The following is a 13818-nucleotide window of genomic DNA, read 5'->3' as shown; positions in this document are numbered from 1 at the left end:
CACGCGTGCCCGTCACGCACCGGCACGGTGCGGACCGGATCACTCCAGCACGTCGACCTCGTCGACGACATCACGGGCGAACGCGCGCACCTGCCGCACGAACGCGCCGGGACGCTCGAGGTGGAAGCCGTGGCCGGAGCGGGCACGATGGGTGCGCACGTCCGGGAGCAGCATCGCCGCGCGTGCGGCGTCACCGTCGTCCATCGCCCCCAGCAGCACCCCGTCACGGGTGTTCCAGTCGCAGTGGATGAGGAGTGCCGGCCGAGCCAGGGCGGACAGTGTGTCCGCGTGGTCGAAGAGGTCGTGGAACGACCCGTCGTAGAAGGACAGACCGAACGCGGGGTCGTAGTGCTCCAGAGCGCGGTAGACCTCGTTCATCGCCGGCGGCATGTACGGCAGCACGACCGGCTGCCCGGGATGCGCGATGTGCCGACGGAGGGCGTCCGCCCTGATCCGTTCCCCCGGGGGGCCGAACAGGTCGAAGAGGCGGCTGCGCTCCAGCAGGTACCCGGTGAAGTCCTCGGAGTCCCCGTGCGTGAGGAAGTCGTGGCAGACGGTCGCCAGCTCCACGTGGTTCCACGTGGCCTCCGCGCGCGGCAGCACGGAGGAGAAGAATGGGGGATCCTCCAGCACGACGGCCACGACCTCGTCGGGACGGGCCGCTCCCATCCACGCGGCGATGAGACCGCCGGAGGAATGCCCGGCCACGATGGTCTGCTCGCCGATGACCCCGGCGATGAAATCTGCGAACAGCTCTCCCAGGACGGGCCCGTTGTACAAGTCGGGATCCCACGCGGATCCGCCGTGGCCGGGCACATCCACCGCGAAGACGTGGAAGTCGCGTGCGAGCGCCGGCAGGACCGGACCCCAGGACCACAGATCGGTGCTCTGGCCGTGGAGGAGCAGGAGCGGGGGACCTGCCGCCGGTCCTTCGGCGAAGCGCAGCCAGTGCCCGTTCACCATCGTCGTCCGGGTGACGAAGCCGGTGCGCTCGCTGCGCATGCGCGCGACCGGCTGATGGAGGAGGTTGCGGGCGGTCCAGAGTCCCGCGGTGGTGGCGACCGCCGCTGCGAGGACTCCTGCGGTCCCTGCGGTGCGGCGGAGGATCGACGTGCTCATCCGGTCTGCATCGGACATGCTGGGCCCTTCGCGTGTGGGTCGGGGAGGTCCGTCGTCGTCAGGCTATCGCACCGGGGGCCGGACTGCGCTGATCAGCGGTCCATCCCGGGAGCGTCCCACAGTGGGGACCACTTCGACATGTCGGATTCGACGGGCAGGTCCTCGTCGAGGATCCCGCGCAGTTGGATCTCATAGGCGCTGTCGCGCTGGTGCTTGCCCACCTGCGTGAACGGATAGAAGGTGCCGCGCTTGTAGAGGTAGACGAGGGCGGTCGTCCGTCCGTCCGACGCGCGGAAGTAGACGGTCGAGCACAGGAGCATGGGGCCGAAGCCCTGCGCCTCCAGTGCGGCATTCACCGCGTGCAGGCTGGTGACGAGGTCGGACGTGCTGTTCACCTGCTGCGTGACGACCTGCCACGTGTAGCCGAAGCCGTCGTTGACCTGCTCGACCTCCGTGTTGGGGTCCGCGGCGATGAGTGCGCGGGCCTCCTGCTCGGCGCGGTCGAAGGCGCCTCCCTCCACCTCGCGGAAGGCGACGGCGCCCACACCAGTGGGGATGATCCCGGACCGGGCCTCGAGGGTGAGGGCGGCAGGCGGCACCGCGAAGAGATCGTCCAGGTTGGGCTCCTTGGGCTTGGAGCGGCCCAGCAGGGAGTCGAGGAATCCCATCATTGATCCTTTCGTGGAGGCGCCGTCAGCGGTGCGGGATCGTCAGAGTTCGGTCGAGAGCTGGCGGCTGATCTTCTCCAGCTGCGCCAGCCGCTTCTCCAGGCTGGGGTGGGTGGAGAAGAGGCTGCCCACGTTGAAGAAGGCGAGGTGCGCGGCGCCGGCAGACTGCCGCAGGTCCTGCTGGGGCATCTTCTGCGTCTGACCGCTGATCTTCACCAGTGCGGAGGCGAGCGTCGAGGGACTGCCGGTCAGCATCGCGGCGGCGCGGTCCGCGGCCAGCTCGCGGTAGCGGGACAGGACTCGGATGAGGACGAAGCTCAGGGCGTAGACGATCACACCCACCAGCATGAGCAGCAGCTGGATGGGCACGCCGTTGTTGTTGCCGCCCCTGCGGCCGCCAGAGAACAGGAAGGCCCGCATCATGAGGCTCGCGACCACACCGGTGACACCGGCGACCGTCATGACGGTCACGTCGCGGTGGGCGACGTGGGAGAGCTCGTGGGCGAGCACCGCCTCGACCTCCTTGGGCTCCAGCTCGTTGAGCAGGCCCCGGGTGACGGCGATGACGGAGTGGTCGGGGGAGCGACCGGTGGCGAAGGCGTTGGGGACCATCGTGTCCGCGAAGGCGACGCGCGGCTTGGTCATGTCCGCCTGCTGGCACAGCCGGTCGACGAGGCTGTGCAGCTCCGGCGCCTGCTCCGGGCTGACCTCCCGCGCACCCATCGCGCGCATGGCGACGGAGTCGGAGAAGTACCACTGGAACCAGAAGATGCCCACGGACAGGACGAGCGCGACGATCGCGCCCCCGGCGCTCTGTCCCATGATCCACCAGATGGCGAGGATGAGGACCACGTACAGCAGTCCGTTGAGGAACATCGTGAGGCCCATCCGCGTGGACAGGCCTGCGTCCTTGGGGAATCGGGTCCGGGCCACTGATGCTCCTTCTGTGCGGTGCGGTATCCCGTCGCAGTGGGACGGGACGGGTGGGGGAGCGGTGACGCCGGAGGGCCGGATCCCCACGGGTCCGGCCCTCCGGCGTGCGTCAGGCTCCGTTGGGGATGAAGCCGTCGCCGTTCAGCAGCTCCCGGATGTCCTCCAGGGTGGCGTCCGCTGCGGGGACGACGACGTCGGATGCGCCCAGGTAGTCGTCTGCGACGGGGGTCGCCTTCTCGATGATGAACGTGTGCAGATCCGTGAGCGCCTGACGGACCGCGGCGTCGTCACCGCTGTCGAAGGCGGCCTCCACTCGGTCGTCGTAGCCCTGCAGGGCTGCCGACTCGACATCTGAGACGTCGAACTGGCCCTCGCCCATGATGCGGATGATCATGCCTGACCACCCGCCTGACCGGGCTGCTGCTGCGGCTGGTCCGTCGCGTCCGCGTCCGTCACCTGTGCGTCCTCCGCCTCGAGTGCGGCGCGGGGGGCGCTGCCGCCGGCAGGGAGTCCCTCGCGCATGCGCTGGAGCTCGATCTCGACGTCCTGATCCGAGGACAGCGAGTTCAGCTGGGCCGCGATGTCGTCCTGCGGGGTGCCGGACAGATCGTCCAGTGCGCCGGAGGCGATGAGCTCGTCGACGGCGCCGGCGCGCGCCTGCAGTGACGCGGTCTTGTCCTCCGCGCGCTGGATCGCCAGACCCACATCTCCGAACTCCTCGGAGATGCCGGTGAAGGCCTCCCCGATCTTCGTCTGCGCCTCTGCCGCGTTGTACGTGGCCTTGAGGGTCTCCTTGCGGGTGCGGAAGGAGTCGACTTTCGCCTGGAGTCGCTGGGAGGCGGTCGTGAGCTTCTGCTCCTCCTGCACGAGGTTCTGATGCTGGGCCTGCAGGTCACTGATCTGCTGGTTCAGGCCGGACTTGCGGGTCAGGGCCTCGCGGGCCAGGTCCTCGCGATTGACGTCCAGTGCCTTCTGCGCCTGGCCCTGCAGCTTGGACTGCTGCTGCTCGAGCTGCCCGATCTGCAGTTCGAGGCGCTTCCGGCTGGTCGCGACGTCCGCGACACCGCGGCGCACCTTCTGGAGGAGCTCGAGCTGCTTCTTGTACGAGTAGTCGAGGGTCTGGTTGGGATCCTCCATCCGGTCGAGGGCCTTGTCGGCCTTCGCCCCGAATATCGTCTTGATCCGCTGGAACATGCTCATGAGCGTGGGGTCTCCGTTCTGACGGCCCGCGGCATCCCAGAGAGGCGCCGCGGGCGGGCGCGAGCGATTCTCGCCACCACACTAGTCGCTGAGCCTGGCAATTCCCGTGGTCGTTCCACGATCCGTCCGCGCGGAGATCGCGGGGGTCCGTCGGGACGACCCGGCGGACCCCCCGCGGGTCACGGCTGGAACATGCGCGTGTTCGCGTCCTCGACCTCCTGGTACTGCTGGCCGGCCAGTCGGAGGGCCTCGTTGATCGAGCGCAGGGAATCGTGGACGGTCAGCTGCACGCCGCGCCACTCCTGGGCCGCGGCCTGGAAACCGGAGGACGCGGCGCCCTGCCACGTGTCCGCCAGTGAGGTGAGGTCGGCCAGCAGCGCGTCGACCAGCGCGGCGATGTCGTCGGAACGCGTCTGCGCGGTGGAGGCGGTGCTGAGAACGCGGTCGACGTCGACCTGGAACAGGGACATGGGTCCTCCCGGATGGGTGCTCGCCGTGGCGGGGCGAGGGGCACCAGCTCTTGGCGCCGCTCCCATGGTGCGGCGCATCCGCCCCGACCGTCCCGGGATCGGTGGCCTGTGGATCCCCAGCGCGCGTCCACATGCGGGGTGTACGCAACGCCGCGGTCTCCGTGCACGGCCTGTGGCCGTGCCGGAAGCGCTGCCGTCGACTCCACCCGGGCGCGTGGGAGAGGCGGGGCCCGTCTCGCCCGCGCGGGCGAGACGGGCCCCGGGGCCTGCCGGCGGACCTTCTGTCAGCGCAGCTCGAGCATCGCGGACAGGGTCTCCTCCTGCCCGCCCCGCACCACCGTGAACTCGACCGGTTCATCCGGCGTGGACGATCGGACGAGAGCCTGGAGGTTGACGCCGGAGTTCACCGGCTCGTCGCCCACCGCGATGATCTCGTCGTCCTCCTGGAAGCCCGCGGTCGCCGCCGGGGTGCCGTTCTCCACCGCGGTCACGCGTGCGGAGCCGCGGGTGATCCCGTCGACGCTCACGCTCGAGTTGACCATCGTGACGCCCAGCAGAGGGTGCTTGGCCTCGCCGGTCTCGATGAGCTGGTCCGCGATCGTCGTCGCCTGCTCGATCGTGATCGCGAAGCCGATCCCGATCGACCCGCTCTGCGCCTCGCTGGAGGTCGGATCGGACAGCGTCGCGGCGGACGAGTTGATGCCCACGACCTCGCCGTTGCCGTTCACCAGCGGGCCGCCGGAGTTGCCGGGATTGATCGCGGCGTCGGTCTGGATCGCGTTGGTGATCGTCATCGCGACCTCCTGCTCGCTCACGTCGCCGATGTTCTCCGTGGAGACGGGGCGGTTGAGCGCGGAGACGATTCCCGTGGTCACGGTGTCCGCGAGTCCCAGCGGGTTGCCCAGCGCCATGACCGGATCGCCCACGAACAGGTCGTCGGAGGCGCCGATGGGCAGCGGGGTGAGGTCCTCGGGGACCGTGTCGAGCTTGAGGACCGCGACGTCCGTCTCCGGGTCGCGGCCCACCAGGGTCGCGGGGATCATGCTGCCGTCGGACATCGCGACCTGCACCTCGCCCCCGTCCGTGTCCGCGGGTGCGACGACGTGGTTGTTCGTGACGACGTGGCCCTCCGCGTCGTCACGAAGCCGGAGCCCAGCCCGGACACTTCGCCGTCGACCCCCACCTGGATGGACGCGACGCCGGGCATCGTCTGGTCGGCGATCTGCGCCCAGTCCGGGGTCTCCGTCGACCGGTCGAGCGTCTGGTCGCCGGGGGCGGGCTCGTTCGGCTCCGTCTGCTCCTGCGCGACGGGGGAGGAGTCGCCGCTCAGCAGCCACGCGCCACCGCCGCCCAGCGCTCCGCCCACGATCGCGGCGGCCACGGCGGCGGCGATGAGCGCGCCCCAGCCGGGGCCTCGGCGGCGGGTTCCCGAATCCGGTCCCGCGGGCGGCAGCCCACCCGCGGGGAACGAATCCTGCGGGTACGGCGCACCATCGGCCGTGTGCGCGACGTCGCCCGGCTGCGGACCCTGCGACGGACCGGCGGCCGTGTGCGGGTGTTGTCCCCACTCCTGCGCACGCTGCTCGGTCGGCAGCCCGCCCGCCACCGCCCTTGCTGCCGCACCGTCTTGCCGCGGTCCACTCGCGTAGCGTGCGCCGGCCGGGCCGTAGGGGTTGGGCTTGCCGCTGCCGGTCGAGTCCTGTGCCTCATGGCCGATCTGCGGGACGATGGGCGGTAGCGTGCGGGCCCCGGGCGGCGGCGACGACGGGCGGCGGGGTGCCGCGTCGGGGAACGTCTGGCGTGAGTCGCTGGCCCGCCGGCCCGGCGCAGGAGCCTGCGCACCGGGATCGCGCGGGACTGCGGGTCGCGTCGGATCCGTGGGCTGACTCATGACTGGTCCTTTCGTGGGGTGGTCTGCGGGCCGGCCTGCGCGACCGGCATGCGAACCGAATCCGGTCCGGGGATGGGCAGGTCGACGCGGAACGTCGCGCCGCCTCCTGGGGTGGGGTGCACGCTGATGCGCCCGGAATGGGACTCGACGATCGCCTTGACGATCGACAGCCCCAGGCCCGAGCCTCCGGTGTCGCGCCCCCGCGAGGCGTCCAGCCGGTAGAAGCGCTCGAAGATCCGATGCGCGTGCTCCGGCGCGATGCCCTCGCCGTGGTCGCGCAGTTCGAAACGCACACGGCCGTAGGGGAACTCGGACAGGTCCTCGCCCAGTTCCAGCGGACCGGTCACGAACGGATTCGAGTGGGTCGCCTGGCCGACCGCGATCGCCTGCGAGTGCTCGTCCGTCGCCGAGGCCGCGCTCGCCCACCCGTTCACGGGTGCCTGGCCGTGCGGCGGGGTCACGGGTCCGGCCGGTGCCCCGTGCGGGGTCCCTGCGGCAGGAGTCTCCGCAGCCGGCGGTGCGGTGTCCGCGGCAGGTGCGGCAGCCTCGGCGGTGGGTTTCTGGGACCAGGGGGCGGGGAGCCGCAGGAACGAGGGGACGGGCGGGAAGCCGCGGCGGTCCTTCTTCCGGTCCTTCTTCTCCTCCGGGCGGTCGCTCTGCGCGGGAGCGGGCGCGGCGTACGTCTGGCCGGGCACGCCCACGGTGCCCACCGCGAACTCGATCGCGGAGCCCTCCTGGGTGTGCCGGACCGCATTGCCGGCCAGGTTCACGATGACCTGCCGCAGGCGGGCCTCCGCACCCAGGATCGTGGGAGTGGCTGGTGCATCCTCGCCGTGCAGGCCGATGAAGCTGATGTCCCGGTCCGGCGCCTGGGCCACGGCATCGGCCGCGCCGTCGCGCACCAGCTGGGTCATGTCGACCGGGCCGATCTCCGTGGGCCGGCGCTCGTCCATGCGGGCCAGCTGGACCAGGTCCTCGACGAGGACGGTCATGCGCTTGGCCTCGGACTCCATCCGCTGCATCGCCTGCCCCACCTGGTCCGGATCCGTGATCGCGCCCTGGCGGTAGAGCTCCGCGTAGCCGCGGATCGTCACGAGCGGCGTGCGCAGCTCATGCGAGGCATCGGACACGAACTGACGGATCCGCTTCTCCGACCGCTTGCGGCCGTCGAAGGAGTCCTCGATGTGGCCCAGCATCGTGTTGAGGGCGGCGGACAAGCGGCCCAGCTCCGTGTCCGCCGGATAGGAGGGCACGCGTTGGGACAGGTCGCCGGCGGCGATCTTCGAGGCCGTGTTCTCGATGTCGTGCAGGGGTCGGAACGTGTTCGTGATCGCGAAGTAGCCGATCCCCGCCACCAGCGCGAGCGCCAGCATGCCGATGCCCAGCACCGTGTTGCGGGCGCGCTCGCCCACGGCGTCGATGTCCTGGTCGAACGGCACCGCGATCGCGACGATGAGCTGGGAGTTCTCGACCCGCAGCGCGCGCACCCGCCACTGCGAGGCGGTGCCGTCCGTCGTGAAGGGCGCCCCGCGCAGGGCGGTGACCGCCTGGTCGTCGATGACCGGCAGCAGCGGCTTGTTGTCCTCGACGGGGGAGACGGGGGCGTAGACCTCCGAACCCTCGCTGTCGTAGAACTGGACGTAGTACGTGCCCGGCAGCAGCTGCCGCAGCGACTCCTCCGTGGGCGACACGTCACCCGTGCCGGCCAGCGGCGACGGCGTCACGACCGTCTCCGCCGCCTGGATCGCGAGCGCCTCCGAGGCCTGGATCAGCTGCGCGTCCGTCCGGTCGATGAGGCTGGACCGCAGGTTCTCCAGCACCCATGCGCTCGTCCCGGACAGCACCACGAGCATGAGGGTCATCATGATCGTGAGGAGCTTCGCGGTGAGGGACCACTCGTCCCACAGCACACGACGGCGGCGCTTGACGTGGCGATTCACAGGGGGCGGTGCTCCCTCCCGCGCGGATGGGCGGCGGGGGTCACTTCGACTCGGAGGTCCGCAGCATGTAGCCCACGCCGCGCTTCGTCTTGATCATGGGGGTCCAGTCCAGCTCGATCGGATTGCCGGCCTCGTCCTGGGTGGGGGCGACGTCGATCTTGCGACGCAGGTAGGAGATGTAGGACTCGACGATGCCGGTGTCGCCGCCGAAATCGTACTCCCACACGTGGTCGAGGATCTGCGACTTCGACAGGACGCGGTTCGCGTTCAGCATGAGGTAGCGGAGCAGCTTGAACTCCGTGGGGGACAGGTCGATGAGGATGCCGCCGCGGCGGACCTCGTGCGTGTCGTCGTCCAGCTCCAGGTCGCCCACCTCGATGACGGCCGACTCCTCCTCCTCTGCGCTGTGCGTGCGGCGCAGCACGGCGCGGATGCGGGCGACGACCTCCTCGAGGCTGAAGGGCTTCGTGACGTAGTCGTCGCCGCCCACCGTCAGGCCGGTGATCTTGTCCGAGGTGTCGTCGCGGGCCGTGAGGAACACGACGGGGATGTGCTTGCCGGCCTGGCGCAGGCGACGGGTCACCGCGAAGCCGTCCATGTCCGGGAGCATGACGTCGAGGACGAGGAGGTCGGGGTCCTTCTGCTCCGCGATGCGCAGCGCGTCCGTGCCGTTCGCGGCGGAGAGGACGTCGAAGCCCGCGAAGCGCAGGCTGGTGGAGAGGAGTTCGCGGATGTTGGGCTCGTCGTCCACGACGAGCAGGGTCGCTTCGAATTCGGGGTTCGGGTTCTGATGCGAGGTCGTCATGAATCAAGTGTGACGATCAAGTCTGGAAGTCTCCTGGATCTCGCCTGAATGCGATTGTGCGGCTCATCACACTCTGGTAGCGGCGAAGGAGTCCGCGGAAGCGCGCTCCCAGTCCTGCGTCCAGGGCGCGGGGGCGTCGGTCAGGAGCTGGCCGGGGCGCAGCCAGTCGGTCAGCTCCGCGTAGGACACGACCCGGGTCTGCGAGATGCGGCGCATGAGCATGGACCGGTCCAGCTCGTGGGGACCGCGGGCGCCCAGGGTCGCGATGAGCTGGGCGACCTCCGTGACCGTCGCGCGGTGGTAGCGGAAGACGCGCTCGCCCTTCGACACGGGATCCAGGCCGCGCGTGAAGCGGGGATCCTGCGTCGCGATGCCGGTGGGGCAGTGGTCCGTGTGGCACTTCTGCGCCTGGATGCAGCCCACCGCCATCATCATGGGGCGGGCCGCCAGGCAGAAGTCCGCGCCCTGGATGAGGCGGCGGACGATGTCGTGGCCGCTGGCCACCTTCCCCGCCGCGCCGACCCGGATGCCGTCCCGCAGGCCCGCGCCCACCAGGGCCTCGTGGAGGACGGTGAGCCCCTCCGTGAGCGGGGTGCCCATGTGGTCCTGGTACTCCAGGGGCGCGGCGCCGGTGCCGCCCTCCGCGCCGTCGACGATGATGAAGTCCGGACGGATGCCGGTGTCCCTCATCGCCTTGCACAGGGCCAGCACGTCCCGGCGGGTGCCCACGCACAGCTTGAAGCCCACGGGCTTGCCGTCGGAGAGGCGACGGAGCTCGCCGATGAACTCCAGGAGCTCGCGCGGCGTGGAGAAGGCGGAGTGCGCGGGTGGGGAGATGCAGTCCTGGAAGGCGCGGACCCCGCGGATCTGCGCGATCTCCTCCGTGACCTTGGGGGCCGGAAGGACGCCGCCCAGCCCCGGCTTCGCCCCCTGCGAGAGCTTGAGGGTGATGAGTCTGATCTGCGGCAGGAGCGCCTTCTCCCGGAAGGCCTCCGGCGAGAAGCGCCCGTCCGCGGTGCGGCAGCCGAAGTAGCCGCTGCCGAACTCCCAGCCGATGTCCGCGCCGCTGTCCAGGTGGAACTGCGTGAGCCCGCCTTCGCCGGTCTCGTGGAGGAATCCGCCCTTCGCGGCGCCCGCGCCCATCGCCTTGACCGCGTTGGCGGAGAGGGAGCCGTAGCTCATGGAGGAGATGTTGAAGAGGCTCGCGTCGTACGGCTGCGTGCAGTCGGGGCCGCCGATGCGCACGCGGTGCTCCTCCGCGGCGAGGGGTGCCGGCGCGATCGAGTGGGTGAGGAACTCGTAGCCGGGCTGGCGCACCTCCAGCTCCGTGCCGAAGCTCTTGACGGACGGGCGGCCCTCCGAGCGGTCGTAGATGAGGGCGCGGACATCCCGATCGAAGGGCTTGCCGTCCCAGTTCCGCTCGATGAAGTACTGCTGGATCATGGGGCGGACCTCCTCCAGGAGGAAGCGCGCGTGACCCAGGAGCGGGAAGTTCCGCAGGATCGAATTGCGGGGCTGGAGGAAATCGACGACCGCGATGACGGTCAGCGCCAGGCCCACGGCTGCCAGAACCCACCACCAGGGGCTGATGGCGATCGCCAGGACGATCCCCAGGGTGAGGAGGAGGGCGGGGGCTGCGGCGAAGACCAGGAGTGCCATTCGTTCAGGGTAGCGACCCGCGCGCACGGATCCGGGGACGTCAGCCGGAGGGGCCGTCGTCGGCCATCCGCGCGCGGAAGGCCGCCACGTGCGTGCGGTTCGCGCAGTTTCCGCGGTCGCAGAACCGCTTGGACCGGTTGCGCGAGAGGTCGACGAAGAGCGCGCCGCACCCGGTGGCCGCGCAGGTGCCGAAGCGCGAGGTCTCCCCGTCCAGGACGACGTCCGCCAGTGCGACGGCGACGTCCGCCGCTGTGCGCTCCGCGATCCCCGCTTCATCGGGGACGGCGTGCAGGTGCCAGTCCCAGTGGTCGTGCTTCCGCAGCTGAGGCAGGGCGCGCGTCTCCGTGAAGAGCTCGTTGGCCAGGCGTGCTACGCGGGCGGCCCGTGCGTCGTCGGCGGGGTCGTCCGGTGCATCCGCCAGGGTCGCGCGCAGGCGGCCGCGCAGATCGTGCAGGTGGTCAATGTCCGTGTCGCCGATCCGGATGGGCGGTGAGAAGGAGTGGTCGATCGCGAAGGTGCGCACGTCCGCCAGCGTGGACAGCGTCTCCCCGTCGTGATCGGAGTTCACGAGCTGGGTGATGAGCGTGAGGATCGACCGGGTGTGGACGGAGAGCGACATGGCGTCGATGGTGCCACGGATTGACGTCGAATGTAAGGACCATCTCGCACTTGACTCATGACGACGCGATTGTGTGCAATGGAGGCGTCCCCGCTCGCGCAGGAGCCGGGATCGCCCCGATGCGCGACGACCGTCGGGGCCGACGCGCGGGAGAGGAGTGCGCATGTCAGACACCGCAGTGCGGACGGACACCCCACCGGCGGCGACGCTGAATCGCACCGTCCTGGGCATCGGACTGGTGCTGGCCTCCGCGTTCTTCTTCGCGGCCTCAGGCCCGTTCGCCAAGGCGATGTACGCGGAGGACTGGTCGCCGGGCGCGGTCGTCCTGCTGCGGCTGTCCGGCTGCGCGGTCGTGCTGCTGGTCCCCACGCTCGTGTCGCTGCGCGGACGCTGGCGGGAGGTGCTGCGGGGATGGCGGACCGTCGTGTCCTACGGGGTCGTGTCGATGGCCGGCGTGCAGCTGCTGTACTTCCTGGCGGTCGAACACCTGGCCGTGTCCGTGGCGCTCCTGCTGGAGATGACCGCGCCGCTGCTCATCGTGTTCTGGCTGTGGGCGACGACCCGCATCCGCCCGGCGACCGTCACCTTCATCGGCATGGCCGTCTCCCTCGCGGGACTCCTGCTGGTGCTGGACCCCGGCGGTGGAGCGCTCTCCCTCCAGGGCGTCGTCTTCGCGCTGGGTGCCGCAGTGTGCCTGGCCAGCTACTTCCTCGTCTCCGCGAAGGTGGAGGTCGACATCCCGCCGGTGGCGCTCACGGGTTTGGGGATGATCGTCGGCACGGTCGTTGTCGCCGTCGTGCTGCTGACGGGAGTCATCCCGGCGGACTTCGCGACCTCGGACGTCCAGCTGGGGACCGCGCACTTCCACTGGTCCGTGCCGATCGCCGTCATCATCCTTATGACCGCCGGCGCCTACGTGACCGGCATCCTGGGACTGCGGATGGTCGGTGCGACCGTGGGGTCGTTCGTCAACCTCACGGAGGTGCCGTTCTCCGTCATCGTCGCGTGGCTGATCGTCGCAGAGCTGCCCACGACGATCCAGATGTACGGCGGTATCGGGATCGTCGCGGGCGTCGTCTTCATCAAGTGGGGCGAGGTGCGGCAGGAGAAGCGCATCCAGCGCCGTGCAGTCCTGCTGTCCGACCCCGCGACGGGTCCGCTCACGATCGTCGAGACGGAAGAGCTCGAGGGCGGGGCGGACGAGACCGGAGGGTCGTACGACGCACACGGGATCGGCGGTCGCGCACGAGTCGAGTGAGGTGCTCAGGCGGCGCCGGACTCCCGCAGCTGCGCGATCTGCTCCGGCGTCCGTCCCAGCTCCGTGAGCAGCGCATCCGAGTGCTGGCCCACGGCCGGGATCGGGTCCATGCGGTAGTCGACATCCGAGTGGGTCACCGGCGGCAGGAGCATGTCGATCGGTCCGGCCGGGGTGTCGACCGGCTGCCAGCGGTCGCGGGCGAGGAGCTGGGGGTGCTGTGCGACCTCGGTCATGTCCCGCTGGCGCGCGTGCGCGACCTGGGCCTCGAGGAGCAGGGCCTGGCATTCCTCGCCGGTGAGGTCGGACAGCTTGGTCGTGATGACGGTCTCCAGCTCCTCGCGGTGGGCGAAGCGCTGCGGGGCGCTGTCGAAGCGGGGGTCGACGGCGATCGCCGGATCACGGAGTGCCACCGCGCAGAAGCGCTCCCATTCGCGTTCGTTCTGGATCGCGAGCACGATCTCCGTGCCGTCGCCGCACGTGAAGGTCCCGTAGGGGGCGATCGCGGAGTGCGAGGTGCCGGCACGGACCGGACGGGTGCCGCCGTAGCGGGTGAAGTAGAGGGGGAAGCCCATCCACTCGACGAGCGAGTCGAAGAGGCTGATCTGCAGGGTCGCGCCCTCGCCGGTGCGCTCGCGGTCGTAGAGCGCGGTGAGGATGGAGGAGAACGCGTACATGCCGGCGGCGATGTCCGCGGTGGAGATCCCGGTCTTCGCGGGGTGCTCCTCCGTGCCGGTCACGGAGAAGAGCCCTGCCTCCGCCTGGACGAGGGCGTCGTAGGCCTTCATCGGGGTGTACGGGCCGTCCGCGCCGTAGCCGGAGACCGACGCGTGGATGAGGCGCGGATTGCGCTCACGCAGCCGGTCCGCACCCAAGCCCAGGCGCTCAGCTGCACCGGGCGCGAGGTTCTGGAGGAAGACGTCCGCGGAGTCGATGAGCTCGTCCATGATGCCGGCCGCCTCCGGCGACTTGAGGTCGAGCGTGAGGCTCTCCTTCGACCGGTTGATCCACACGAAGTGGCTCGACATCCCCTGGACGGTCGTGTCGTAGCCGCGGGCGAAGTCGCCAACCCCGGGTCGTTCGATCTTGATGGCCCGGGCACCCAGGTCGGCGAGCTGGCGGGCGGCGAACGGGGCCGCGACGGCCTGCTCGCAGCTGATGACGGTGATGCCCTCGAGCGGGCGGGCGCTGGACACGCGATGCCTCCGATTCCGTGCGGGACGGGTGCGGTTGTGGTGGGTGCGGGGCAGGGGCCCTGC

The 13818-nt window shown here is 70.4% G+C and carries 13 protein-coding genes; 1 reads left to right on the top strand and 12 read right to left on the bottom strand.

Annotated features, from left to right (window positions below; translation table 11 throughout):
* Nucleotides 1-39: 39 nt before the first annotated feature.
* The 11 genes from HGBR_RS16375 to HGBR_RS04380 form a co-directional block, all read right to left on the bottom strand.
* A complete protein-coding gene (locus tag HGBR_RS16375; RefSeq protein WP_019158122.1) occupies nt 40-1137 on the bottom strand; it encodes an alpha/beta fold hydrolase in 1098 nt (365 codons plus the stop codon).
* Between the two features lie 74 nt (nt 1138-1211).
* A complete protein-coding gene (pspAB, locus tag HGBR_RS04425) occupies nt 1212-1787 on the bottom strand; it encodes a PspA-associated protein PspAB (protein ID WP_019158121.1) in 576 nt (191 codons plus the stop codon).
* Nucleotides 1788-1829: 42 nt separating this feature from the next.
* Entirely contained in the window at nt 1830-2720 is an 891-nt protein-coding gene (htpX, locus tag HGBR_RS04420) for a zinc metalloprotease HtpX (protein WP_019158120.1), read from the bottom strand.
* A gap of 109 nt (nt 2721-2829) precedes the next feature.
* Nucleotides 2830-3114, bottom strand: coding sequence for a PspA-associated protein PspAA (pspAA, locus tag HGBR_RS04415; RefSeq protein ID WP_019158119.1), 285 nt, complete (start codon nt 3112-3114; stop codon nt 2830-2832).
* Nucleotides 3111-3920, bottom strand: a complete 810-nt coding sequence (locus HGBR_RS04410; RefSeq protein WP_019158118.1) for a PspA/IM30 family protein — start codon at nt 3918-3920, stop codon at nt 3111-3113. Before HGBR_RS04410 ends, pspAA begins: the two co-directional genes overlap by 4 nt.
* A 179-nt stretch (nt 3921-4099) precedes the next feature.
* Entirely contained in the window at nt 4100-4390 is a 291-nt protein-coding gene (locus tag HGBR_RS04405; protein ID WP_019158117.1) for a WXG100 family type VII secretion target, read from the bottom strand.
* Between the two features lie 284 nt (nt 4391-4674).
* Nucleotides 4675-5727 carry a S1C family serine protease gene (locus HGBR_RS19320; protein ID WP_161601835.1) on the bottom strand — a complete coding sequence of 351 codons (1053 nt, stop codon included), beginning with the start codon at nt 5725-5727 and terminating at the stop codon, nt 4675-4677.
* A gap of 550 nt (nt 5728-6277) precedes the next feature.
* Nucleotides 6278-8221 carry a sensor histidine kinase gene (locus tag HGBR_RS04395; protein ID WP_019158115.1) on the bottom strand — a complete coding sequence of 648 codons (1944 nt, stop codon included), beginning with the start codon at nt 8219-8221 and terminating at the stop codon, nt 6278-6280.
* A gap of 40 nt (nt 8222-8261) precedes the next feature.
* Nucleotides 8262-9026: a response regulator transcription factor gene (locus tag HGBR_RS04390; protein ID WP_019158114.1), complete on the bottom strand. Its 765-nt coding sequence runs from the start codon at nt 9024-9026 to the stop codon at nt 8262-8264.
* Between the two features lie 66 nt (nt 9027-9092).
* Entirely contained in the window at nt 9093-10685 is a 1593-nt protein-coding gene (locus HGBR_RS04385; protein ID WP_019158113.1) for an FMN-binding glutamate synthase family protein, read from the bottom strand.
* A 40-nt stretch (nt 10686-10725) separates the two neighbouring features.
* On the bottom strand, nt 10726-11304 hold the full coding sequence (locus HGBR_RS04380; RefSeq protein WP_019158112.1) for a CGNR zinc finger domain-containing protein: 579 nt from the start codon (nt 11302-11304) through the stop codon (nt 10726-10728).
* A 163-nt stretch (nt 11305-11467) separates the two neighbouring features.
* Between HGBR_RS04380 and HGBR_RS16365 the strand changes: the two genes are divergently transcribed.
* On the top strand, nt 11468-12562 hold the full coding sequence (locus HGBR_RS16365) for an EamA family transporter (RefSeq protein WP_019158111.1): 1095 nt from the start codon (nt 11468-11470) through the stop codon (nt 12560-12562).
* A 5-nt stretch (nt 12563-12567) separates the two neighbouring features.
* Here the strand turns inward: HGBR_RS16365 and HGBR_RS04370 are convergent, their stop codons facing one another.
* A complete protein-coding gene (locus tag HGBR_RS04370; RefSeq protein WP_019158110.1) occupies nt 12568-13755 on the bottom strand; it encodes a CaiB/BaiF CoA transferase family protein in 1188 nt (395 codons plus the stop codon).
* Between the last annotated feature and the right edge of the window lie 63 nt (nt 13756-13818).

This window comes from Brevibacterium senegalense (assembly GCF_000285835.1).
GTDB lineage: Bacteria > Actinomycetota > Actinomycetes > Actinomycetales > Brevibacteriaceae > Brevibacterium > Brevibacterium senegalense.
Note: the sequence above shows the minus strand (reverse complement) of the source record. Positions and strands in the feature narration are given on the sequence as shown.

Coding starts and splice junctions, on each gene's coding strand:
- HGBR_RS04385 (WP_019158113.1), bottom strand. CDS start 10,685: ATGGCACTCCTGGTCTTCGCCGCAGCCCCCGCCCTCCTCCTCACCCTG.
- HGBR_RS04405 (WP_019158117.1), bottom strand. CDS start 4,390: ATGTCCCTGTTCCAGGTCGACGTCGACCGCGTTCTCAGCACCGCCTCC.
- HGBR_RS16365 (WP_019158111.1), top strand. CDS start 11,468: ATGTCAGACACCGCAGTGCGGACGGACACCCCACCGGCGGCGACGCTG.
- HGBR_RS16375 (WP_019158122.1), bottom strand. CDS start 1,137: ATGTCCGATGCAGACCGGATGAGCACGTCGATCCTCCGCCGCACCGCA.
- pspAB (WP_019158121.1), bottom strand. CDS start 1,787: ATGGGATTCCTCGACTCCCTGCTGGGCCGCTCCAAGCCCAAGGAGCCC.
- HGBR_RS04380 (WP_019158112.1), bottom strand. CDS start 11,304: ATGTCGCTCTCCGTCCACACCCGGTCGATCCTCACGCTCATCACCCAG.
- HGBR_RS04390 (WP_019158114.1), bottom strand. CDS start 9,026: ATGACGACCTCGCATCAGAACCCGAACCCCGAATTCGAAGCGACCCTG.
- pspAA (WP_019158119.1), bottom strand. CDS start 3,114: ATGATCATCCGCATCATGGGCGAGGGCCAGTTCGACGTCTCAGATGTC.
- HGBR_RS04410 (WP_019158118.1), bottom strand. CDS start 3,920: ATGAGCATGTTCCAGCGGATCAAGACGATATTCGGGGCGAAGGCCGAC.